The following is a 23,632-nucleotide window of genomic DNA, read 5'->3' as shown; positions in this document are numbered from 1 at the left end:
TACTAAGAGTTCCCGTAACTTAGGCCGCGACCGGTAGTGACCGGTCGTTTGGCTCATCGTGATCCGCTTCATCGACTCCGTAGCCATAGCCGTATCCGTAGCCGTACCCGTAGCCCTTGCCGGCCTGTTCGGAGATGCGATTCGCAACCACCCCAAGGAGCGGCGCACCGCCCGTCGAGAAGTGGCTGCAGGCGCGAGTGACCAAGCGGCGATGGTTCTTTTCCGGAGTGACGACCAGAACCACCCCATCCACGAGGCGGGCCGCAATTTGCGCGTCGCTCACTGCCAGGATCGGCGGACAGTCCACCAGCACCTGGTCGTAACGTGAATCGGCCCACGCAAGCAGATCGGCAAAGTTGGTTCCTAGCAGCAGTTCGGCCGGGTCAGGCCGACGCGGTCCGGCCGGAATCACATCGAGCGTGTCGAGCGCCGTACGGAGGACACACCTTTCCGCGACAGCGGCGACATCGTCGCGGGTGGTAAGGATGTCGGTGACGCCCGCCTGCCCCTTGAGCTCCAGAAGAGCGGTCAGGCCCGGCTTGCGGAGGTCGCAGTCGATGACGAGGGTCCGCTTCCCGGTCTGGGCGTACGAAACGGCGAGGTTTGCCGAGATGGTCGTCTTGCCGTCGCCCGGCTCGCTGCTGGAGATCACCAGTCGGTCCGAAACTGCGGCGCCTAGAGTGATTGCCGTGCGAAGCGTGCGGAACGCTTCGGACTCGGCGCCTTGCGGCTGGGCAAACATCTGCACCTTCTCGAGACCGACGCCAGACCGGGCGGGCAAGTCACGCACCACCGCCAAGACGGGACAGCCCAACTGCAGCGCCATCTCCTCGGGCGACCCGAACCGATCGTCGAGGAGATCTTGGACATAAACGACGCCAATCCCCAGACAGAGACCGCCCAGCAGCGAGGCCATCAGCACCATTCTCAATTGCGGCGAGGCGGGCCGGTCGGCTGGCAAGGGCTCCTGAACGATAGTGGCGCGGATCGGCGCCTGGACTTGGGTCATGTCGATCGCGGAGATCTTGTCGCAGACGGCGTCATACTGTTTCTCCAGCCGAGCGACGTCGCGATTGAGCATCTCGAGCTTCACGAGGTCGCCGCTCTGCCGAGACGCCTCGCTGCGTGCGACCTCGAACGCCTCAGCGAGCTGCCGCTCGCGCTCGTTCGATTGCGCTAGCGCCTGGTTGAGCATGCCAATCAGCAGCGGGCCGAGTTCCTCGCGGCTCAGCCCGGTCGGGCGGCCGGAGGCGTCGCTGCGGTACGAAGCGAGGTACTGCTCGGTCGCCTCAATCTGGCTGCGGAGCGTCACCACCTGCGGGTGCGAGGGGCCGTAGAACGGCTCGACGCGGCGCAGCTCGTCGCGGACGCCGATCAGCTTTGACTGCTGCGCGGCGAGCACCTCGATGTCGTTCGGCGCCATGCCCATCGCAGCGAGCATCGCCGCCTGGCCAATCGACTCCTCGACGAGCCCCATGTGCTGCGACAGGTCCTCGCCGCGCGCGATCGCGACCTGGATCGTCGCTAGCGACGCCGTCAAGTCGAGCCGTCGACGCTGGGCGCCCATTAGGGCGTCGTTGTACTGAATCGCCCGTCCGACAATCGGATCGACGACATTCTCGTGGTCGGGCAGCGAGAGGTGGCCCACCTGCTCGCGTGTCTGCTGCAGTTCGAGCTGCTTGGCGGAGAGTTCCTGCTTGAGCTTGGTCCCCTCGGTCGTCAGCACGTCCTGCACCTCTGCGGCGGTCCCACGGTGCGTCTCAGCGACGAAATCGAGGTACGCCTCAATGACCGCCCGCACAACCGCCGCCGCCGCCTCGGGGTCGAGCGAGTCGTAACCGACATTGATGAAGTTGGTCTTCCGAACGGTCGAGGCGGTGAGTTGCTCGTTGATCGTTTCAACCCATTCGTTGGCCTTCTTGTCGACGAAATCAATCCGATACTCGGGCCCCAATCGATCGATAGCGCGGCTCACCACTTCGGAACTCTTGACGAGCTCGCGGTGCGTCGCCATCAGGTTGTCCGCGCCCGCCTGTTCGTTCAAGCTCACCATCTCGCCGCCACTCTGGTCGACGACAAGCAGCTTTGCCGTCGAGCGGTAGTAGCGAGGGGCGGTCGCGTAGTAGGCGGCGCCAACCACAAGGCAAGCCGCCAGCGTCCAGAGGACCGTCTGCTGACGGTAGCGAATCACCCGCGCGAGCCGGACCAACGCTTCCAGAGCGTGCTCGCTCGCATCGTTGTCGTCACGCCACGGCTCACCGTGTTCGTTAGCCGATTCCAGCGACATGGATTCTTTGTCTCTTAAGCAGCAAGACGTGATAGAGAACCGCAAACGTCAAAACAACGACAGGTTGCCGCCGACCCCCATCGAGATCCGGAAGACGTTCTTTACAGCCTCGACCGCGACCGTGGCGGGGGTCGATTCGACGCTCACGAGATCGCCCGACTGGAGGATCAGGTTCTCGCTGCCATCGTTCTTGGCGTGAGAGATACTGACCTCGACGACTAGCGGCTCATCGTTCTCGGGAGATTGCCGCACCACAAGCACTTTATCGGCCATTGAGGTCACCGCTCCGCCCGCCATCGCGATGGCGTCGAGCACGCGGAGGTCGTGATCCTCCATCAGCTCAAACTGATTCGGGTTCTTGACGAGACCCGTCACGTGGACAACGCGTTTCTGCTTCGGACGGACAATTAGGATGTCGTGATCGGCCAGACGCATGCGATCCGGCGAGACCGCTTCCGGCTTCGCGAGGTCGATCAGCTCGGCGCCCTTGCGAGTCGCGGGGCCGTCGTAGGAGACCTGCTTAACGCCGGCCGACGGCCCGGGCGTTTCCGAATCGGCTAGGGCAAGAGAGCCGCCGCGAAGGAGTTCAACGACGGCGCCTGCGTCTTCGTTGAGTCCTCCCGCCGCAGCGATCGCGGTGAGGACGTCACAGCCCGATCGGGGCAGTTCTTTCACGCCTGGCTCGCCGACAGCGCCGAGCACGGTGATGCTGTTGGTCGCCTGCTCGGTGACCTCGACGCTAATCTGCGGTCGAACATACACGCCCCGCGCGGTGGCGGCAGAGGCGATCTGGTCCGCGGCCTCGGCCGGTTCGAGACCCACCACCGTGACGCGCCCAATGAGCGGCGTATCGACCGCGCCATCTCGCGCGACGCGAGCCTTGTGTTCGATCGGCGCCTCGCCAAGGAGGCCTGTCGCGATCTGAATCGTAAGAAGGTCATCGGCGCCGATCGACTTGCTCGAGACTTCGGCCGACGTGAATCCGCCAAGCCGCACCCGCTGCATCCCGGCGCCAGGCGTGGCGCGATACTCACTCGGCAACGCGCGGGCCATCATGCGGGGTGAACGGCAGCCGACCGCGGCTCCGAACCCGACCAGCAAAGTCGGCGCCAGCATGCCGACGAGCAGTTTGCGATGGCCTTCGATCATTCGGCTCAAGGAGAGAATGTTGCTGCGATCCTGACGAACGACGTGTCTTCGGGCGCCCGGGGGGATCCCCGGGACGCACCTCGCGACACAAGTGGGGCGGAGTGGTACCGAAGCCGGCTACCCCCGGCAAGGCGAGTTCTCAACTTGAGGCGAATCCTCTCGCCCGGGCGCAACGCTGTCTCGCATTCGACCTTGGCGCCGAAACCCCGAGCGGCTTATGTTCGGTGGTGGAAGGCAGGAGGCCTTCGCACACGGCGGTTCGCCCACGGGTCTACCGTCCCACCACAGCGGGTAAAGAACAGGATGTTCGAAGGCAAAACCCTTCTCGTGACCGGCGGCACCGGGTCGTTTGGCAACGACTTCGTCAAGCTCGTGCTAGCAGACCACAACCCGCGCAGGGTCGTCGTCTACAGCCGCGACGAAAAAAAACAACACGACATGCGGCTGGCGTTCGCCGACGAGCGACTCGCGTTCGTCATCGGCGATGTCCGCGATCGCCAGGCGATCGGATCGGCCATGCGGGGCGTTGATTACGTCTTCCACGCGGCGGCTCTCAAGCAAGTGCCGTCCTGCGAGTTCTTCCCCATCGAGGCGGTCCGCACCAACGTCCTCGGGACGCACAACGTGCTCGAGGCCGCCGAAGACGCCGGCGTCCAGAAGCTGGTTGTGCTGAGCACCGATAAAGCGGTCCAGCCGATCAACGCCATGGGCCAGACCAAGGCCCTGATGGAGAAGCTCACCTTCGCCCGCTCGCTCAGTGATCAGTCGCGGGTCACTTACTGCGGCGTCCGCTACGGCAACGTGATGTACTCCCGTGGCTCGGTGATCCCGCTCTTCATCCAGCAGATCAAGGCGGGCAAACCGATCACGATCACCGAACCGCGGATGACGCGTCTGCTCCTACCACTGGCCGAAGCGGTGCGGCTGGTGACCTTTGCGATGGAGCACGGCCGACAGGGCGACCTCTTTGTCCGCAAAGCAACGACCGCCACGGTCCAGGACCTGGCCGACGCGCTGCTGGGGCTGTTCAAAGCCGACAACCCGATCGACGTCGTCGGGGTGCGGGCGGGTGAAAAGCTTCACGAGATGCTCGTCACGCCCGAAGAACTCGCACGTTCCGAGGAATTCGACGACTATTACCGCGTCCCCTGCGAAGGGGGCCGTGACTACGCCCGCTACTTTACGCAGGGCGATACGAAGTCACGGTTCGTCACCGAGGGCTATACGTCGGCGAACGCTTATACGCTCTCGGTCAGTGAGATCCAAGTTTTGCTGCTTCAGCTGCCTGAGGTACGAGCCGAGCTCGACTCATGGCGTGGCGCCAGCGGCGGGACTCAACTCAAGGTAGCGGCGTGACGCAGCGCATCGGCATTACAGGGGCAAACGGCTTCGTCGGCGGGTGGGTCACCCGGCGACTCGCCCAAGACCCGTCATGCGATATCGTCACGATCGACCGCACCGCCTGGAACGATCCCGACCGGCTCTGCCGGCTCGCTGGGGAGTGCGACACGATCATTCACCTTGCCGGCGTCAACCGCGGCGACGCCGCCGACGTCGAGTCGCAGAACTTGGCGTTAGCTGCGCAGCTAACTGCCGCTTGTCGCCGAGCCGGCGTGACCCCCCATCTTATCTACTCGTCGACGACGAAGCGCGACGAGGACTCCCCATACGGCCGTGGCAAGCTCCGAGCCGAACAGACTTTTGCCGCGTGGGCAGAAGAGACCGGCGCGAGCGTTACCACGCTGGTTATCCCAAACGTCTACGGCGCCGGCTGCCGGCCCTTTTATAACTCGGTCGTATCGACTTTCTGCCACCAGCTCACGCATGGAGAGCGGCCGACAATCGTCGAAGACCGCGTTGTTGAATTCGTCTGGGTGGGAGACCTGGCCGAGCGAATTGCTCAAATCGCCGCGGCGCCTCAGCCGGGCTCCGCGGTCACCCTTCCTGTCCATGGGTCCGCTGAGCTACGGATCACCGAACTTCTTGAGCTACTCGAGGGGTTCCGGAGCGACTATTTCGACAGGGATGTTGTCCCCGACCTGACGACGCAATTGCGGTCGACGCTCTACACAACGTTTCTCTCGTACGTCGCTTTGGCGGACCACGTCCATCGCCCTCCACTGCACAGCGACTCCCGAGGCGATCTCTGCGAAGTGATCAAGACGGTCGCCGGTGGCCAAGTCTTCTTCTCAACGACCCAACCCGGCGTCACCCGCGGCAATCACTACCACACGCGTAAAGCGGAATGGTTCTGCGTTGTCCGCGGCGAGGCGACGATCCGGCTTCGGAAGATTGGCGGCGCCGAAGTGACTGAGTTCACCGTTGCCGGCAACCAACCACAGTTCGTCTCAATCCCGGTGCTGCACACGCACTCGATCGAGAACACCGGCGACGCCGAACTGCTGACGCTGTTCTGGTGCAACGAGCTGTTCGACCCATCCGATGCCGACACGTTCTACGAGGACGTGTTGCCGCCCGTGGCGACCCGCCACGCCGCCTGAGTTCCACCACGGCAAGGAAGCCTGCGTGACTGCTCCCCTGAAAGTGATGACGGTGCTCGGCACCCGCCCAGAAATCATCCGGCTCTCGCGCGTCATGGCGTTGTTGGACCAGCACGTCAATCACGTCCTGGTCCACACCGGTCAGAACTCGGACTACGAACTCAATGAGGTCTTCTTCGATGACCTCAAGGTGCGTCAGCCCGACCATTTCCTCAATATCCGGCGCGACTCGCTCGGAACAATCCTCGCCGATGTGCTTCTCAAGACGGAGCAGGTCCTGCTCGCCGAGAAGCCCGACGCCGTGCTGATCCTGGGCGACACCAACAGCGCCTTCGCCGGCGTGCTGGCGCGGCGGATGAAGATCCCCGTCTACCACATGGAAGCGGGCAATCGTTGCTTCGACTTCAATGTTCCCGAAGAGATCAATCGGCGGATCGTCGATCACATCAGCGACTTCAACCTCGTCTACACCGAGCACGCCCGCCGGAATCTCCTCGCCGAAGGGATCCACCCACGACGGATCTACCTGACCGGCTCGCCGATGAGAGAGGTGCTGGACGACAACCGCGCTGGCTTTGAGTCGTCGGACGCGACAGAGCGTCTCGGACTGACGCCCCGCCAGTACCTGCTCGTAAGCTTACACCGCGCTGAGAACGTCGATAACAAGACCCAACTGCTTCAATTGCTGGACGTTCTGAACACGCTCTGCCGGCGATTCGATATGCCGGTGATCGTCACCACGCATCCACGCACCCGGGCGCGTCTTGACGCGGTCGAGGTTGAGATGGACGAGCGGATCCAGTTCCTCAAGCCGTTTGGCTACCACGACTACCTGAAGCTGCAAATCGACTCGTTCTGCACGGTCTCCGACAGCGGAACGATCAGTGAGGAAAGTTCGATTCTCGGATTCCCGGCCGTGACGACTCGCACCGCGATGGAGCGGCCCGAAGCGATGGACTCGGGCCATATCGTGCTGACCGGGCTCGACACCGACACCGTCGCCGAGTCGGTCGAGTTCGTGACCCAGAACCGTGACCACGCCCTCCTGCAGCCGATTGCTGCCGAGTACCAAGTGACGAACGTCTCGCACCGCGTGGTGAAGCTGATCCTCGGCACCTCGAAGCTCGGGCACCTCTGGGACGGCATCCGCGCCGCTTGAACTTAGCCGCGACAAGACTTCAATCTCACGTGCGAATCCTAGCCGTCTATCGCCACTATTGGCCCGACACGACGCCTTACGCAGGGCTACTCCGGATGATTCTGGAGAGGCTCGCAGCGGATGGACATGATGTCGCTGTTGTGACGGCTCAACCAAGCTACAACGATCACGCTGTGACTCGGCAACCCTGGAGCGAGTTCGTCGGGGGCGTTCGAGTCAACCGATGCTGGCTTCTACCTGAACGGAAGCGATGGGAACTCGTGCGTTTACTGAACGCATTGCTCTTTCTCTTCCGGGCCGTCGCGCACGCGACAATGTTTCGGCGCTACGACCTCATTATTGCAAACGCCCATCCTCCCGTCGCGATAGGACTGGCTCTCCGCGTGATCTCGCGACTGACAGGAGCCCGTTATGTCGTCCACCTCCAGGACATCCACCCCGAATCGGCTGGAGCGATTGGTCGAATCAAGTCGGACGGCAGGTTGTACAAGTGGCTACGAGACATTGACGCCACGACGTGCCGCCAAGCGGCGCGCGTCGTCACCCTGTCTTCTGACATGGCCGACTCGTTGCGCGATCGAGGCGTCGAGCCAGCACCAATCTGCGTGATCAATAATTGTCAACTACCGACGTACGGACAGTCGCCTACCAATCCGTCTCGCCCGCTCTGGACATCTGACGGCGTCCGATTCCTATTCGCCGGTAATCTTGGCCAGTTCCAAGCGTTGGAAGACGTCGCAGCGGCGTCTCAACTTGTCCGCTGCGAAAAAAGGCCGGTCGGACTCACCTTCATGGGCGCCGGTGCGCTCGAGGCGCGCCTGCGCGTGATCGCTGACCCTTCGATCACCCAATTTGTCGGTCGACAATCCATTCACGCTGCTCACATCGCGATGCACGAGGCTCACTACGGGATCGTCTCGCTCGCGCCGGGAGTAATCCGCTACGCGTACCCAAGCAAGACGCTCGCTTATCTTGCGGCTGGGTTGCCACTTCTCTTGATCGTCGAGGCCGACTGTGAGCTATCACAGATGGTCCAAAGGCACGGGCTCGGCATTGTCTCAAGGGGAGCCGGCGCAGAAGCAATCGCCGAAGCGATGACGGAGGCGGTTGAACGAAGTTCGGAGTGGACTCCCGAACGCCGACAGCAAATCGCTCGTTTCTATGAAGATAACTTCAGCGCTGATCGCATGCTCGACGCATGGAGCCGACTTGTGCGAGAACTCGGCAATGCCGCAGCAGGTCAGCCACGCATCGCCCCCCACGGCAAGGTTGCGGCATGAACGGCATGGGACCCATACGCCGGTATACGCCGGTCGTCATCCTCGGGGCGGGCCGCTCGGGAACGAATCTGCTACGCGATGGCCTTACTCGCCTTAACGGTGTAGCGACGTGGCCATGCGATGAAGTGAACTACCTTTGGCGAAGTGGCGCAAAACGATTCCCAACCGACGAGTTCACGCCAAGCATGGCGACTCCGGCAGTGCAACGCCGAATCGTCGCGGGGTTCGACTGGGTCGCCCGGCGCTACGGGGCGAAGTGGGTCGTTGAGAAAACCTGCGCCAATACGCTGCGTCCCGGCTTCGTCAACGCCGTGCTGCCCAACGCGAGATTCATTCATCTCACGCGTGATGGATTCGACGTCACAGCGTCGGCGATGAAGCGCTGGACGGCGCCGATCGAACTCCGCTACTTGGCGAAGAAAGCTCGGTTCGTCCCGCTATCTGATCTCCCGTACTACGCGTCCCGATACCTCTTAGGCCACGCCCGCCGTCGGTTTTCTGAAGATCGTGCTCTCCGGTCATGGGGCCCGCGATTCGAAGGTATTGAAGAGTTGCGGGCGAGCAACTCGCTCGCCGTTGTCTGTGCGACACAGTGGCGAAGATGCGTCGATGTCGCCACAACCCAGCTCGCTGAGTTGCCAAGCCACCGCGTCTACTCGCTCACCTATGAGAGTCTTGTGAACGACCCAGCGAGATCGCTGAAACGGGTCGCAGACTTTCTGGAAATCCCTACCACCGATCAGCTAACGGGTGAATTCGCCAAATCCATTCGCCCCGGAAGTGTCGGGGCGGGCAAGCGATCGCTTTCCGAATCCGACATCGCGACGATTCAGCCAATCGTCCACGCGGCATCGCACCGTTTCCACGCCGCTTGAAGACCCAGGACCATGACTGCCGCGATCCCCTCCTACGCCCGCCCGACCTTGGGAAAGACGAAACGTCTCTTCGACGTCGTCGCCTCGGGATTGGGCTTGGCCCTGTTCGGTTGGCTGATCGCCGCTGCTGCGATAGCCGCACGCATCGACACCGGAGCTAGCGGGATTTTCCGTCAGAAGCGGATCGGCCGCGGGGGTGTGCTCTTTACCTTATTCAAGATTCGGACGATGCGGCCGGGACCGCCTAATGCGACGACCGCAACCGCTGCCAATGACCCAAGGATCACTCCACTAGGTCGATTGCTTCGACGTTCGAAGATCGACGAACTTCCGCAACTATGGAATGTGCTTGTCGGCGAGATGTCACTCGTCGGGCCTCGCCCGGAAGTGCCACAGCATCTTGACCGGTTTTTACAAACCCACCCCGACGTACTGCGTGTCCGCCCGGGAATCACCTGCCCCGCGACGCTCCTCTATCGTAACGAGGAAACCCTGCTAGCAGCGATGCCGTTTCCTGACGCAATCAACGAAAGCGTCTTGCTGCCGCACAAACTGCGGTTGAACGAGGCGTACGCGCGCTCCTATACGTTCAATGGCGATTTGGTCTGTATCTGGCGGACGCTATCGGCCACCGGGCCGCGTTTGACCCGGCTCGACGATCTGCCACGAGGCGACCTAACTCCAAACGACTATCGCGATGCCGCCTGATCAATCGATTCCGACTTGGCCACAACTCTGCGATGAGCAAGTCGAGGCGGCGAACCGCGTTCTCCGCTCGGGCCAGCTTAACTACTGGACAGGGAACGAAGGCAAACAGTTTGAGCGCGAGTACGCCGACTACGTCGGTCAGCCTCATGCGATCGCGGTCTCGAATGGCACCGTCGCCCTTGAGCTCGCCCTGCAAGCCTACGGAATCGGCCCGGGCGACGAGGTCATCGTCCCAGCACGCACATTCATAGCGACGGCTAGCTGCGTGGTCGCCAGAGGGGCGAAGCCGGTCTGCGCCGACGTCGATACCGATTCGCAGAATATCACCGCCGACACAGTCGCCGCGCAAATCACGCCGAGAACCCGCGCCGTTATACCGGTACACCTAGCGGGTTGGCCGTGCGACATGCCGGCAATCTGTGAACTTGCCGCCCGTCATAAACTGCTGGTGGTCGAGGATTGCTCTCAGGCGCATGGAGCACAGATTGGCGACCGACATGTTGGCTCGTTCGGCGACGCGGCGGCGTTCTCCTTCTGTCAGGATAAGATCATCACGACAGCCGGTGAGGGAGGAATGCTCCTGCTCCGGGACGAGATCGCATGGCGACGCGCCTGGTCTTACAAGGACCACGGCAAGGACTATGACGAAGTCCATCGCCATTCGTCCGGGAATGGCTTCCGTTGGCTTCACCACTCGTTCGGCACCAATGGACGGATGACCGAAGTCCAAGCCGCGGTGGGCCGAGTGGCGCTACGTCACTTAGAAGATTGGGTGTCAAAAAGGCGAAGCAACGCCGCGGCTCTCACCGAGCTACTCAGAGCCCGCTCCGAGCTTCGTATTCCAAGCCCGCCCTCTAGCGTGAGGCACTCGTACTACAAGTGGTATGCGTTTCTGCGACCCAGCCAACTAGCGGTGGGCTGGTCCCGTGATCGACTGCTGAACGCCGTGACAGATCGTGGCGCCAAGTGCTACAGCGGCTCGTGTGGCGAGATTTATCTTGAACGCGCCTTCCGCGACATCCACCCGCACGGCCTCCGACTTCCCAAGGCTCAAGAACTCGCCGACACAAGCCTCATGCTGCTGGTTGATCCTCTCCAATCCGACGCCGCGGTGAGAGCGACAGCTGACGACTTGATCGCCGCGCTCGAGATGGCGGCGTCTTCGTCGACCGACGACCTCTATGCAGCTTGACGCGCAGCCGATAGTCGTTCGACCCCCATCGAGTTCCGCCTCGATCGCCTCCGCTGCGCGTCCAGTTCCCGCCCGAGCACAACCCGCTTCTTACCAGGGCGACGGCGCCAAGAGTGTGGTCTCGGCGAAACTGCTGATCATCCTCAGCACGGCGATCCGCGCGACGTCGGCGCTGGTGCTGATGCCTTTGATGATCTCTGCGATCGGGCGCGAGCACTACGGACTCTGGATTTCGATTACGACCGTCACGATGTACCTCAGCTTGTCCGAATCAGGGATAGGACAAACCGTCGTCAACGAGATCGGTCGGGCGTATGCGCTGGAACAAAAAGAGCGGATTAGTCAGATCATGGCGACCGCCTTCGCCATTTACTGCACACTGATTCTGATCGCCGGAAGTGTCGCCATTGCGGCCATTATTTTACTACCGATAGGGCATTACCTCTTATCGGAGCAAGACGCAGCACGATACGAGCCGTTGCTAAAGGCTTGCCTTGTTGCTTCTACCTTGCTCGCCCTACTACGGATCCCCACGCTGGTCTTTCCAGGCTTGCTAATCGGGGTCCGCCGTCTGCCGCTGCGGACTCTCTGGGAGATTGGCGGTAGCGTCATAGCGCTCGTGGCGACCGTTCTGGCAATCTACTGCGGTTTTGGACTTCTCGGCCTGACGGTCACGATGAATTCTGCCCTGTTCGCAGTTAGCGCAGCGATCTGCTTGTCGTCGCGTCAATGCGGGGAATGGGCGAGGCTGCGACTTCGAAACTACCGAGGTAGACTGGTCGGCCCCCTGCTAGCTAGCTCGGTTTTCTATTTCCTCATCGGGATCGCCGGAGTTCTGGATCGGAGCCTTACAATCTTGCTAGCACCGCGTCTCGACTCCTTGAGCGCGACGCCGGCCTTCTTCTTGCTTACGAGCCTCTTCCGGACCGCGGCATACTCGATCATTGCGGCGATGCCACGCGCGGTGCAGCCCTATATCGTTATGTGGTCCGCGAAGCGGCAGACTACCGAGTTGCGTCGGATTACCCATTATCTCACCAAAGCAACAACGGTCGCCGCCACGCTCTTCGTCGCCACCGTTGCGCCCTTCGCCCGGCAGTTAGTTAACGGTTGGTTGGGGTACGAGGGCTATCCCGGCGACGTCCTATTCTGGATGGTCGCTGGGGCGTTCCTCATCGAGAGTTTCGCCTGTACCCCCGTATTCGTACTTATCGCGATGAACCGTCAGCGACTGCTGGCGGGTTTATTGATTGTCAAAGCGGCGATGAGTGGAGTCGGCGCCATCGTGCTGGCGCCTCACTTCGATGCTCCGCTTGTTGGGGTTGCAGCGGCTTCTGTACTGACATCGGTGTTGGCGGGGATCGCTATTCCCTTTCTAATCCGCTCCGCGATCGACGCGACTTGGCGAGACTACTTGCAGCAGTCCTTCCTTCGACCACTTGCCTTCGCTTCCCTCGTGCCCTTCGCCGCCGCGATTATTGGAGCGGTTGATCTGTACCCGATACGTCTCGCGGCGACTGCCATCCTATCGCTAGTAGCTATCCTCGCTGCTTGGCATTGGGTCCTCAGCCAGGACGACCGCTCTCTGACCCGGCAGGCATGGAACGCCATTCGGAGCAAAACGAAAACCGCCTCGTCACCACTCACCTAATTGGGCAAAGGCCCAATGCTCGCTTTTTACCGAGAGTCTATGTCACGCACAGAAAGCAACTCCGCGTGGAGGAAGTTCGGAGAGGACGATCCGTACTTCGGTGTCCTCTCGCAGCCACGCTATCGGCGGGGATCTCTAACCGAAGGAGCTTTGGAAGAGTTCTTTGACTCTGGAGCCGAATACGTCGATGGCTTGCTGACGCGGCTCCGTACGCGACTGGACGCTCCGCAACGGTTCGGCGACGTTCTCGACTTCGGATGCGGCGTTGGCCGACTCGCAATCCCTTTGGCAAAGTACGCAGACCAAGTGACCGGGGTCGACATCTCACCGGCGATGCTGCGGGAAGCGCAACACAATCAGGAGCGCGTCGGCGCGAAGAACATCAACTTCGTCGAGACCGATGCTTGGCTCCAAGACCCCACTCGCCGCTTCGACCTGGTCCACACTTTCATAGTGCTGCAGCACATCCCGCCAGGGAACGGCATGCGGCTGATCGCACAGCTCGTCAAGCAAGTGGCGGAGGGCGGATTCGGCGTCCTCCACTTAACCTATACAAAAGACGAACCGCGGCTCCGCTACATCTCCTGGGTAAAGAAGCGACTCCCACTCGCCGCCGGGCTAATCAACGTCGCGCGGGGAAGACGCTTCTCGACGCCAGTGATGCAGATGAATGACTACAATTTGAATCATGTCATGCACCTTCTTCAGCGATCGGGAGTCAACGAGTTTCAGGCTGAGTACACCGACCACGGCGGCTACCTCGGTCTGTCCGTCGGCTTCAAGAAGCCCGCAATCGCTTCGGGCAGTTCGGTGGCCGCTTGAGACATGTCGCTGAAGCCTAACCGACGGCGAAACGATCGATACGGAGAGCACGGATGCTCCTCATACCTTGCCTACTGACCACTTTGCTGTGCTGTACAGTGGTCAGTTCACGGCTCAAGTATCTCTCGCACGGCTTTCCTGAAGCCGTCTTCTTCGCGTCGTTCGGATTGATTTTTGGCGTCGCGCCAATCATGCAATCGAGCCATAGCTATGTCGCTGAATTTAGTGACGCCTCACGCATCGAGGCGGCCTGGTACTCTCTAGGAGGCGTCATCACTCTCATGGCCGGCTTCGCAGTGTTTCGGCGATCCGACAGACAGATGGACCACAAGCGACGAGAAATGCTCGCTTGGATAGAATGCCGAGAGACTCAAAGGCGGCTTCAAGCCGTTTTTTGGGCCGCAATCATCATCACGGTTGGCGCGCAAGTGATGATGATGCGAGTGAAAGGCATTAGTGTCTCTGACTTGATTGCCGCAGGCCGGTTCGCCCATCGATTTAACAATCAGGGCGCACTTTCTGTAATGGCGACGCACTTGACGAGCTTCATCTACGTGCCCGCTTTCGTCGGTGTATTTCTTAACCGCCGCTACCAAATACTAACGGCTGCCTACCTCCCTTTGGCAAGCCTGCTCTTCTACTTTGTCTTCGCTAAGGGAACTCGATCGATCCCGCTAGCGCTCGTCGCCACCGCACTTGTTGCAATTAGTCTTCGCTATCGAATCAACGCGCGCAGTGTGGTGCTCGTCACTATGGCCGGCACGCTCAGCCTCCTCTTGGCGATTGGTTTGTTTGAGCTGCGTCAGCACCAAGACTCGATGACCTTTGTTAAGGCTGCTCAAACCCTATGCAGCCCCTCGACGTACAGTGGCATGTGGGACCGCGATCCCCTGGGTTATGGCTCGAACCTTGTCGGTGCGGTCGAGACGTTCCCCGACGGGCATCCCTATCTAAACGCCGCTACGTACCGGCGGATGTTCGTCTTTTTTTTGCCGGAATCAAGATTCCCCGACATAAAACCGCCTGACACGAACATCCTTTTCGGTCTGGTAGTACACGGACGGCCGGAAGACCTACAGGTAACGGTCCCACCATCGATACTGGGCGATGTCTATATCAACTTCTGGGGTTGGTGGGGTCTGCCGGTGCTATTCCTTCACGGAGCCCTCTATTGCGTGCTCTTTCGAAGCTTGCAGACGTCCCCTTGGGCTTTCGTTTCGCTAGGTCCGCTGATAGGTCGGTTCCTGGTCCTTATCCACCGAGGCGAGCCCTATGAAATGTTCGCCCTATTCCTCGTCTTCCTCGTGCTCATACAACCTGTGCGTTGGCTGTGCCGGCTGACCAAACAACGGTCTTTACGGAAGCCACTACGACAGCGTCGCCAGTCGTTGTCATTGCATCCGCGAAGGCTGCGCGCGGTTCCGTCAAAGCGAGTTTTGCCGGCAAGGTCAACGAAGAGCGTCTACTCGCCCGCTCTCGAATCAACGCCGCTTCCTTAGAGCACCGCTACCTCAACAAGGCTTCCGACGATGCGAGTTACCTTCCTGGTCTATCGGCTTGATCGATCGCGACTTTTCACGACCGAGTTCTATCGGCAGGACATTGAGATCCTGCGGTCACTCGGCCATGAAGTGACGATCGCGACCAAACTACGGGAGGTGCCTCGCGACACCGATGTCGTCTTCCTGTGGTGGTGGAACTGGCTCTGGCTGGTGGGACCAGTCTTAAAAGCCCGTGGATTGCCGATCTGCGTCACGGGCTCTTTGGAACCCGATCTTTATGAGAAGCGATCGTGGATGTACCGGTCGTTGGTTCGCTACGGCATGCGATATGCCGACCGCAGCGTCTTTGTAAGCCGCTACATGATCGATCGTTTGCGAACGATGATGCGTCTCCGGGATCCTTTGTTATGTCCCCACATCGTCATGGACGAGTACCAACTCGGATCGAAGGGAAACCACCGAAGCCTGCCAAACATAATCTTCAACGTTGCGTGGAAGAAGAAGGCTAATGTCCGACGCAAGATGCAGCTAGAACTCATCCGGGCTTTCCGCTTGATCGCCGACGACGTGCCGGAGGCCCGTTTAGTGCTGGCAGGCGAACCGGTCGACGGCCAAGAGTCGATGGTACAACTCTGCGATCAGTTGGGGTTATCCGATCGCGTCGACTTCCTCGGTAAGATCAGCAAGGAAGTGAAGATCGATCTGATGCAGAATTGCGGAGTCTACTTTCAATGTTCGAGACACGAGGGATTCGGCTTAGCCATCGCCGAGGCAATGGCATGCGGCGCACCGGTAGTCGTGAATCGAAAGACCGCAATCCCCGAGGTTGTGGGAGACTGTGGCTACTACGTTGATGACGAGACGCCCGAGAGCATCGCCAAGACCTTGCTGCAGGCGCTGCGAAACCAAGAAAAGTCGCGGCGGTTGGGGATTGCCGCTGCTGAGCGAGTCAATCGCGAGTTCCGTTTTGCCCGCCGGAAGGCGTTTCTCGGCGACGTTCTAGACGGCATGGTGAAGTGCACGGACAATGCGATCTATGCACGAGAACCACGTCGTGCTGCTTGAGGCACTCGGGCTCAAGCCCAGCCGTCGGTCACGCTTAGGGCGTAATCGACTGCTTCTTGATCGACAGAATTGGACCCACCGGTCGTGCCGTCCAGAGTGACGTCATCAAATCCGTGGGCCTCAACTCGTACGCCCGATTCGTGATCAAGAGCGACGCCCCACCCCCTAACGAGGGCTTCGTCATTGCCTTCGCTGTCGTAGAGAAGAGCACTATCGATTCCGTATAGCGACAGTCCACGGCTGAAGACGAACCCGAACGCTTCGTTACGGAACCCCGTCCCCGCCATCTCAACGCGATTTGCCGATGCCGTGTAAGTATCGTTGCCAACCGAGTCGTACATCCAGGCAGAGTCGTTCGCTCCATCGGCGTAGCCGCGCGTCGAGGAGAATCCGAACGCGCGATTAGCATAGATGGCGCCCGTCATAACAACGCGGTCGGCGTAGGTGCGGTAGGTGTCCGCTCCAGCGGACCCATACATCCAAGCGACGTCAGCCGTATCGTTGGCGTAGCCATTCGTCGCCTGAAATCCAGTTGCGCGATTGTAGTAGCCCGCGCCTGACATAATCACTCGGTCGCCGTAGGTGCGGTAGACGTCCGCGCCCGCCGAGCCGTACATCCACGCGACATCATCGGCGGTATTCGCAAACCCATACGTCTCGGCAAAACCTGTCGCGCGATTGTAGAACCCAGCGCCCGACATAATGACGCGATCTGAGTACGTCCGAAGCGTGTCGGCTCCTGACGACCCGTAGAGCCATGCACGGTCTTGGCTACTGTCGGCATACGCGTAAGTCTGCGCGAAACCTGCTGTCGAATTGTTGTAACCCACGCCGGTCATTATGGCATGAGTGTCGGAGGCCCGGTACTGGTCGGCCCCGGCCGAACCGTAAAAGTAGGCGGCGTCGTTGCCTCCTTCTTGATAGCCCCACGTCGTAGCGAATCCGTTGGCCTGGTTGAAGTAGCCGCTTGCACTCATCTCGACGCGATCGGCGTAGGCCCGATACGTATCGGCGTTGGAGGACCCGTACATCCACGCCACGTCGGCGGCGTCGTTGGCGTAACCGTAGGCCTTCTGGAAACCGATGGCTCGGTTGTAATACGTCGTCGACGACATCACAGCGCGATCGCTATACCCACGGAACGTGTCCTTGCCGCTCGATCCGTACATGTAGGCGATGTCGTCCGTGCCATTGGCGAATCCGTAGGTGACATCAAATAGCGAAGCGCGATTATAGAACCCGGCGCCCGACATGACGGCCCGATCCCCGTAGCTTCGGTACGTGTCGCTTCCGCTCGACCCGTATAGGAATGCGGTGTCGACCCCACCCCCGCCAACCAGAACAATCGATTCCGTCTGAGAAACGTTCGTCACCAACACCTGAGACGTCAACTTCGCACTCTGATACCCCATCAAGGCCGTCTCATTGAGCGACGACCCGTAGAGGGTGATGCTGTCCTGGCCTGCTCCCGCGCTGACGTTAAAACTGCTGACTTGCGACGGGTCGATCGTGTAGCCAACACCGTTTAGCGTTGCTTTGTAAGACTCGAGGCTGAGGTCGACGACGAATGTATCCGCGTCCGACGTCCCCAGCAGCGTCGCCACGCCGCCGCTGACGGCTAAGGCGTTTGTCATCCGTAGGTCGTAGCCGCTCGCTTCTCCCGTGACGCGGAGGTAGAGGTCTTGGCCGGCTGTTGCTTGGACGTCGGCACGCGCGCCGGCGGTGGTGAGCGCGTTCATCTGCGTGTCGAAGATCGCGACATTCGCCGCGCCGCTGGAGGCGATCGCTTCCGCAGTGAAGTAGCCGGCTCGGTTGGCGGTGACGAGGTACCACTGCTCGCCCGAGACCGAGAGCCCGCTGCGGGTTTCTTGGACGTTGACCGAGCCCCATTCGATAGCGGCGAAGGTCGCCTCGAGGTCGATCGAGAGGTCGTAGTAGCCCAACCCGTCGGACGACGACAACGAGATCATGTAGGTCTGGCCAGCGACCACGTCGAAGACACACGCCCCCGTCGTCGAGTCGATGCTCCAGTCGGCGGCGCCCGACACCTGCCACTGTGCGACGAGGTCGTGCGTGACGTCCTGCGCCTGGACCGTGACCGTGCCGGTGGCTCCGGCGACGAACTTGAAGCTATCGGCGTCTTCGAGCGTGCTGATGACGCCACTAAGCGTGCTGAGGGGCGCGGCGCTTGAGCTGTCGGTGAGCGTCCCGAGGTTGTAGGCAGTCGATTCGATCGAGCCGTAGTCGTCCGCCGGCATCAGGGCGTCGATGGCCGACCAGAGGTTCAATCGCTTGTAGTTGGTCGCGGTCGCCGAGTCGTAGAACGTGTCGGCCGTCGCCATCATATGGTCGTAGATGTCCCACTGATCGATGCCGGTCTGGCCGACAAATTCCATCGCCTGGCGGACGAGCGTGCTTGCTCCGGCGATGTAGGGCGCCGCCATGCTGGTGCCCGACATGCTCAGCCAGTCGTCGTCGATAGCATTGGCGTCGTTCCCGGCGTAGTCGGGCACCGTGCTGGTAATGTAGCGGCCGGGCGCCGCGATCGCGTACTCGGCCCGCTGGCTGAAGTAGCTGAGCTGGCCGTTGGGGTCGACCGACATGACGGGGATGACGTGATCGCTCGCCGCCGGATAGCTAACGCCCTTCGTGTTGTACGAGGTGAAGCTATTACCGGCAGAGACCGACACGAAAATGCCGTCCGCTTCTAGCCGGGCGAAGTCGTCCTCGAGCGTTGACCAGCTGGGGATGCTGTCGGAGTTCCAGTCCGTGCCGAGCGACAGATTGACCGCCGTTACGGGATTCTCGTAGTCGTTACGGTGGGCGTGCACCCACTGCAGGGCTTGTTCCACCCAGCTGAAGTAGCCGTTGCCGGCGTCGTCGAAGACGCGGAGGCCGATCAAGTCGACTCCGGTGGCGACGCCCTTGTGGGCGCTCGCACCATCGGCGCCAATGATGCCGGCGACGTGCGTGCCGTGGGCTGATTCGGGGCCCTGATCGTCGTAGAAGTTGGCGTCGTTCTCCGTGAAGTCCCATCCGCCGACGACGCGGTACCCTGCGCCGACGCCTCCGCCGAGGGCGGTGTGCGAGTAGGCGATTCCGGTGTCGATAACGACGACGGTTTGACCGTTGCCGTTAAAACCATACTCGGCGACGACTTGGTCCTGCCCAACCATTAGGTTGGCTTCGTAGAGCGTCTGCTCGATACGCTGACCGAGGTCGGCGTCCTCTAAGGAGCCGCCTTCTTTGAGCCAGAAATCGGCGCCGGGATCGTACGCCGGCGCCGACTCGATGATCTGTGTTTCAACCGTTGGGATCGCGCCGTGCGTGCTCAGCATCGGCTCTTCGTCGAGCGACAGGGAACCGTGCAAGCCCAAGACCGGATCGGCAGACATCACGACACGCGACTCGAGTGTCTCGTGCTTGCGCTGCTTGGGGACGAGGCGGCGGTTGACGCGGCGTGCCATAGTGATTGACGCGATTGCGGGGCGACGGGGCCGTTCAAACGACCGGAGCGCCAGGCAGGAGGAGGGGGCCGATCGGCCGAAGGGGTGGGAAAAGGGGGGCGCCGAGACAGCTCTCGGGGCCGAGATAAGCCTAGGTCGCAGAGAACCCCTTGCAGGAAAGCGATCCGGGGAACTCGCCTTTCCCTGCCGGCGGTGTGGAGACTTCGCGGCATGTTGCCCGAACGCTACTCAGGCCGTCACAATTGGTGGCGTCTACACCACACCCGGTCCCCCTTTGTCGCCCCGCTGCAACTGATGCGTACCCTCATCCGCCCCGCGATGACGATGCTCCCCACCGGCGCCGCGGATGTGGCGGTCGTCGTGGAGGGGGGCGAGATCGTCGATATCGACCCCGGCGTCGGCTTAACGGTCGACGAGACGATCGAGGCGACGGGTCTCTGTCTGATGCCAGGGGTCGTCGACGATCAAGTCCATTTCCGCGATCCAGGGCTGACCCACAAGGAGGACCTCACCTGCGCCAGCAGGGCGTGTGCGAAGGGGGGCGTCACGACGTTCCTGGAGATGCCCAACACGTCACCGACAACAACGACGGTGGAGCGGTTGCACGAGAAGCTCGCCCTAGCGGCGACCAAGTCGCTGGTGAACTACGGCTTCTATATCGGCGCAACGCCGGCCAATCTCGACGAGCTCAAGGCGGCGGAGCGGACGCCCGGCATCAAGGTTTTCATCGGTTCGAGTACGGGAGACCTCCTGGTCGATGGGCAGCAAGACCTCGAGCGCATCTTCGCCGAGACGACACTGCCGCTGACCGCCCACTGTGAAGACGAGGCGACCGTCCGCGCGAACGCCGAACGACTGGCCGGAACGACCGACGTCGCCGACCACTCGCGCATCCGCGACCACGCCGCCGCCCGGATCGCCACCGCCCGGGCGATCGACCTCGCCGAGCGTCACGGCCACCGATTCCATGTCCTGCATGTTTCAACCGGCGACGAGACCGACCTGATCCGGGCCGCCATCGATCGCGGTCATGGCCTGCTCACCGGCGAGGCGTGCCCGCACCATTTACTCTTCACGACCGACGACTACGCACGGTTGGGGACGCTGGTGCAGATGAACCCGTCGCTCAAAACCCCGAACGACGCGGCGCGGCTCTGGAAGGCGCTGGGCGAAGGGACGCTGCAGGTGATCGCCACGGACCACGCCCCCCATACCTGGGAGGAGAAGCAGAAGCCCTACCCGCAGTCCCCCTCGGGACTGCCGGCCGTTGAAAACTCGCTCGCCCTGATGCTGACGGAAGCCCAAGCCGGGCGTTGTACGTTACGGCAGATTATCCACTGGATGTGCGACGCCCCGGCACGCACGTGGGACTTGGTGGGGAAGGGTCGGATCGAGGTCGGCTACGATGCGGACCTCGTCCTTGTCGACTTGGAGGCCCGCCATACCGTGCGTTCGGTAAGCCAGGTCACCAAATGCGGCTGGAGTCCGTGGGACGGCGTCGAACTTATCGGGCGCCCCATCCGCACGCTGGTAGGCGGACGGACGGTCTACCACGAGGGACGTTTCGACGAAGCGGTTCGCGGCGCCGAGGCACAGTACGACCACTCCCGCGGCGGCTACTGGGCGACCGGCGGCCACGGCGCCACCCCCTTCGGCCCCGACAGCTCCGGCTTCCAAAGTGCGACCGCATGACCGAAGAGCTCTGGTACCTAAAGCAATGCGACCTGTTCCGCCGGCTCGGCCCGGACGAGGTCGCGCGGCTGGAGCCCCTCTGCCGCTCGCGGACTTTCCGGCGTGGCGAGCCGGTCTACTTGCCCGCCGACCAGGCCGACGCCGCCATGGTGCTTGCCGAAGGCCGGGTCAAAATCGGCTCACTCACCAGCGACGGCAAGCAGACCCTCCTCGCTTTCATTGAACCGGGCGAACTGTTCGGCGAGATGGAGGCCCTCGACGGCGGCCCCCGTGAGGAGTTCGCCGAAGCGGCCGAAAAATCGACCGTTGTCCTCTTACCCGCCGAAGCGCTGCGGCGACTGATCGCGTCCGACCCGCAGCTGGCCATGGGCGTCACCAAACTGATCGGCTTTCGACGGCGCCGCATCGAACGCCGCCTTAAATCGCTCCTGTTCCGCTCCAACCGTCAGCGGCTTGTCAGCCTGCTACTCGAGTTGGCCGGGCAGTATGGCCAGCCTTCCGCCGATCCGCCCGGCGTCCGGCTCGGCATCAAACTCTCTCACCAGGATATGGCGAGCGTCATCGGCAGCACCCGCGAGACGGTCACCGTCGTGCTCGGAGAACTGCAAAACGAGGGCCTCGTCTGCGTCGGCCGGCGGAAAATCGTGCTGACGAGCCTCGCGGCTCTCGAACGGGCGGCGGACGGACCGGTGCGGCAGGAGCCGGCTGCGGCCCGCGGGCCGATTGACTGACCCCCCACGATTACGTGAGGTAGACCACGGACGTTGACGAATCCTTCGACGATATTATTTCGTAGAGAGAGATTAGTCGCCGGACCTTGCTCACGCCGAATTCGAAACGGGCAAGCGGCGCCCCGACTTGTTAAGCTGTCGGTAAGGCCGAGAACCATGAAGAACGACCACCTGCAACCCGAATCCCCCGCCGACGACTGGACCCCCGCCGACGACTGGGCCCCCTGCGCGCCCGGCACGCTGCGGGGTCTTAGTCACCGCCTCGGGGTGGAGAACGCCCGCCGCACCGCCCTCCGCACCACGGCCAAGGCGGTCGGGGGCGTGGTGGCGGTGGCGGCGACGGCGGTGCTGTTGGTCGCCGCTTTCGCCCCGTCCGCGCCGGCGACTATCTCGTGCGGGCGCTGCGTCGCGCTGATGCCGGCGTACCACGAGCGTCTCGTCGGAGAGAACCAACTCAGCGATAGCGACGCGACCGCTTCGCTGGCGTCGCTTTCCGCAGAAGACGCAGCGCTGGTGGCCGCCCATCTCAAGTCGTGTCCACGGTGCCTCCGGGTTTACGAACAAACGTACCCCGGCGCCGTCACCGCTGCCGCCGGCGTTGGATTCTTCGCCTTCGGCTGGCGTCTTCGCGGCGGTCGACGCTCTGCTTTCTGTGGATGAGCGCGCGCCAGTCGCCGTCGTAACGGGAGCCGCTAGCGGCATCGGTCGCGCCATCGCTCTGCGGCTCGCCGCGTTAGGGTACCGACTTGTCCTCATCGACCAAGATCACCAGGGGCTGCTCGGCCTCAACGCGTCGCTCCTTCCGGTCGGCGGCGCCGACCACGAGCTCGTCGCCGCCGACACCTCCGACGCCGACGCGTGGGAGGGCCTTGCCGCGACGCTTGCTCACGACGGCGCCGATGTCGCCCTGCTGGTGCAAGCCGCCGGGGTCCTCGTGGCGGGGCGGCTCGCCGACTGCTCCCCTACCGACATCGAACGACTCGTCGGGGTCAATCTCACCGGGGTGATGCTCGGCGCCCGGGCGATGGCGCCGCTGCTCGCTCGGTCAGCGATGTCGTCGGAAGCCCCTCCCCTGCCCCGCGGCGTTCTGAACGTCGCGTCAATCTTCGCCACGGTATCGCCGCCGGGCTTCGCCGCCTACAACGCCTCGAAGGCGGGCGTCGTCGCTCTGACCGAAACGCTCCGCGGTGAGTGGCGCACCCTGGGGCTGACCGCCACGGCGGTCCTCCCGGGAGTCACCCCAACCGGCCTCTTCAGCAAAGCCGTCTACGCGGACGAGCACCTGCGTGACACGGTCCACCGCCGACTTGGCAAGTCGGAACTCACGGCCGATTCGGTCGCGGATGCGGCCATCGTGGCGTACCGCCGAAAGCGACTCGTCGTTCCGATTGGCCGGAGGGCCACTCGCTACTACTGGTTGAAACGCTGGCTGCCCGATTGGCTACTGAAGCGCACCGCGGAAGAAGCGAACCGAGAACTCAGCGATGTTGGCTAAGACCTGGTGTCCTGCCCCGGCGCCCACCAGTTGCGTCACGCCGCCGGTGTTCGACC

Annotated in this window: 18 protein-coding genes; 15 read left to right on the top strand and 3 right to left on the bottom strand. The window is 62.1% G+C overall.

The genetic code is table 11. The features are described 5' to 3' along the window. Positions 1-19: 19 nt before the first annotated feature. Entirely contained in the window at positions 20-2,287 is a 2,268-nt protein-coding gene (locus tag Pla108_RS02170) for a polysaccharide biosynthesis tyrosine autokinase (RefSeq protein ID WP_146442318.1), read from the bottom strand. A 48-nt stretch (positions 2,288-2,335) separates the two neighbouring features. Next, positions 2,336-3,436: an SLBB domain-containing protein gene (locus Pla108_RS02165; protein WP_146442315.1), complete on the bottom strand. Its 1,101-nt coding sequence runs from the start codon at positions 3,434-3,436 to the stop codon at positions 2,336-2,338. 303 nt (positions 3,437-3,739) lie between these two features. Here Pla108_RS02165 and Pla108_RS02160 point away from each other — a divergent pair, with 303 nt between their 5' ends. The 11 genes from Pla108_RS02160 to Pla108_RS02110 all read left to right on the top strand — a co-directional run bounded on the left by Pla108_RS02160 (position 3,740) and on the right by Pla108_RS02110 (position 16,191). Beyond that, positions 3,740-4,792 carry a polysaccharide biosynthesis protein gene (locus Pla108_RS02160; protein WP_146442312.1) on the top strand — a complete coding sequence of 351 codons (1,053 nt, stop codon included), beginning with the start codon at positions 3,740-3,742 and terminating at the stop codon, positions 4,790-4,792. Beyond that, positions 4,789-5,937, top strand: a complete 1,149-nt coding sequence (locus tag Pla108_RS02155; RefSeq protein ID WP_197526169.1) for a polysaccharide biosynthesis C-terminal domain-containing protein — start codon at positions 4,789-4,791, stop codon at positions 5,935-5,937. The genes Pla108_RS02160 and Pla108_RS02155 overlap by 4 nt, the downstream gene beginning before the upstream one ends. Before the next feature lie 25 nt (positions 5,938-5,962). Next, on the top strand, positions 5,963-7,096 hold the full coding sequence (wecB, locus tag Pla108_RS02150) for a non-hydrolyzing UDP-N-acetylglucosamine 2-epimerase (RefSeq protein ID WP_231934252.1): 1,134 nt from the start codon (positions 5,963-5,965) through the stop codon (positions 7,094-7,096). Between the two features lie 95 nt (positions 7,097-7,191). Beyond that, positions 7,192-8,376, top strand: coding sequence for a glycosyltransferase family 4 protein (locus Pla108_RS02145; protein ID WP_146442305.1), 1,185 nt, complete (start codon positions 7,192-7,194; stop codon positions 8,374-8,376). Then, positions 8,295-9,251: a sulfotransferase family protein gene (locus Pla108_RS02140; RefSeq protein WP_146442302.1), complete on the top strand. Its 957-nt coding sequence runs from the start codon at positions 8,295-8,297 to the stop codon at positions 9,249-9,251. Before Pla108_RS02145 ends, Pla108_RS02140 begins: the two co-directional genes overlap by 82 nt. A 12-nt stretch (positions 9,252-9,263) precedes the next feature. Then, entirely contained in the window at positions 9,264-9,959 is a 696-nt protein-coding gene (locus Pla108_RS02135) for a sugar transferase (RefSeq protein ID WP_146442299.1), read from the top strand. Then, positions 9,949-11,151, top strand: coding sequence for a DegT/DnrJ/EryC1/StrS family aminotransferase (locus tag Pla108_RS02130; RefSeq protein WP_146442297.1), 1,203 nt, complete (start codon positions 9,949-9,951; stop codon positions 11,149-11,151). Before Pla108_RS02135 ends, Pla108_RS02130 begins: the two co-directional genes overlap by 11 nt. A gap of 115 nt (positions 11,152-11,266) precedes the next feature. Further along, a complete protein-coding gene (locus Pla108_RS02125) occupies positions 11,267-12,802 on the top strand; it encodes a lipopolysaccharide biosynthesis protein (RefSeq protein WP_146442294.1) in 1,536 nt (511 codons plus the stop codon). A gap of 39 nt (positions 12,803-12,841) precedes the next feature. Further along, positions 12,842-13,624, top strand: coding sequence for a class I SAM-dependent methyltransferase (locus Pla108_RS02120; RefSeq protein WP_197526166.1), 783 nt, complete (start codon positions 12,842-12,844; stop codon positions 13,622-13,624). Positions 13,625-13,677: 53 nt separating this feature from the next. Then, positions 13,678-15,123: an O-antigen polymerase gene (locus tag Pla108_RS02115; protein WP_197526165.1), complete on the top strand. Its 1,446-nt coding sequence runs from the start codon at positions 13,678-13,680 to the stop codon at positions 15,121-15,123. A gap of 30 nt (positions 15,124-15,153) precedes the next feature. After that, complete coding sequence (locus tag Pla108_RS02110) at positions 15,154-16,191, top strand: glycosyltransferase family 4 protein (RefSeq protein WP_146442284.1); 1,038 nt, start codon at positions 15,154-15,156, stop codon at positions 16,189-16,191. An 11-nt stretch (positions 16,192-16,202) separates the two neighbouring features. On the opposite strand, the gene Pla108_RS02105 is transcribed toward Pla108_RS02110, so the two are convergent. Then, positions 16,203-19,658, bottom strand: coding sequence for a S8 family peptidase (locus tag Pla108_RS02105; RefSeq protein ID WP_146444405.1), 3,456 nt, complete (start codon positions 19,656-19,658; stop codon positions 16,203-16,205). Between the two features lie 291 nt (positions 19,659-19,949). Here Pla108_RS02105 and Pla108_RS02100 point away from each other — a divergent pair, with 291 nt between their 5' ends. From Pla108_RS02100 to Pla108_RS02090, 4 genes are all read left to right on the top strand, one after another. Then, positions 19,950-21,350 carry a dihydroorotase gene (locus Pla108_RS02100; protein ID WP_146444404.1) on the top strand — a complete coding sequence of 467 codons (1,401 nt, stop codon included), beginning with the start codon at positions 19,950-19,952 and terminating at the stop codon, positions 21,348-21,350. Then, the gene (locus tag Pla108_RS02095) at positions 21,347-22,081 is read left to right on the top strand and encodes a Crp/Fnr family transcriptional regulator (RefSeq protein ID WP_146442281.1); all 735 of its coding nucleotides are present in this window, start codon (positions 21,347-21,349) and stop codon (positions 22,079-22,081) included. The genes Pla108_RS02100 and Pla108_RS02095 overlap by 4 nt, the downstream gene beginning before the upstream one ends. 156 nt (positions 22,082-22,237) lie before the next feature. Then, on the top strand, positions 22,238-22,741 hold the full coding sequence (locus Pla108_RS20755) for a zf-HC2 domain-containing protein (protein ID WP_197526164.1): 504 nt from the start codon (positions 22,238-22,240) through the stop codon (positions 22,739-22,741). Further along, positions 22,734-23,576 (top strand): SDR family NAD(P)-dependent oxidoreductase, encoded by an 843-nt coding sequence (locus Pla108_RS02090; protein WP_197526163.1) that lies wholly within the window; start codon positions 22,734-22,736, stop codon positions 23,574-23,576. The genes Pla108_RS20755 and Pla108_RS02090 overlap by 8 nt, the downstream gene beginning before the upstream one ends. Positions 23,577-23,632: the final 56 nt, after the last annotated feature.

It is taken from the genome of Botrimarina colliarenosi (assembly GCF_007859955.1).
Taxonomy (GTDB): Bacteria; Planctomycetota; Planctomycetia; order Pirellulales; family Lacipirellulaceae; genus Botrimarina; species Botrimarina colliarenosi.
This window is presented reverse-complemented; position numbering and strand designations above follow the sequence as displayed.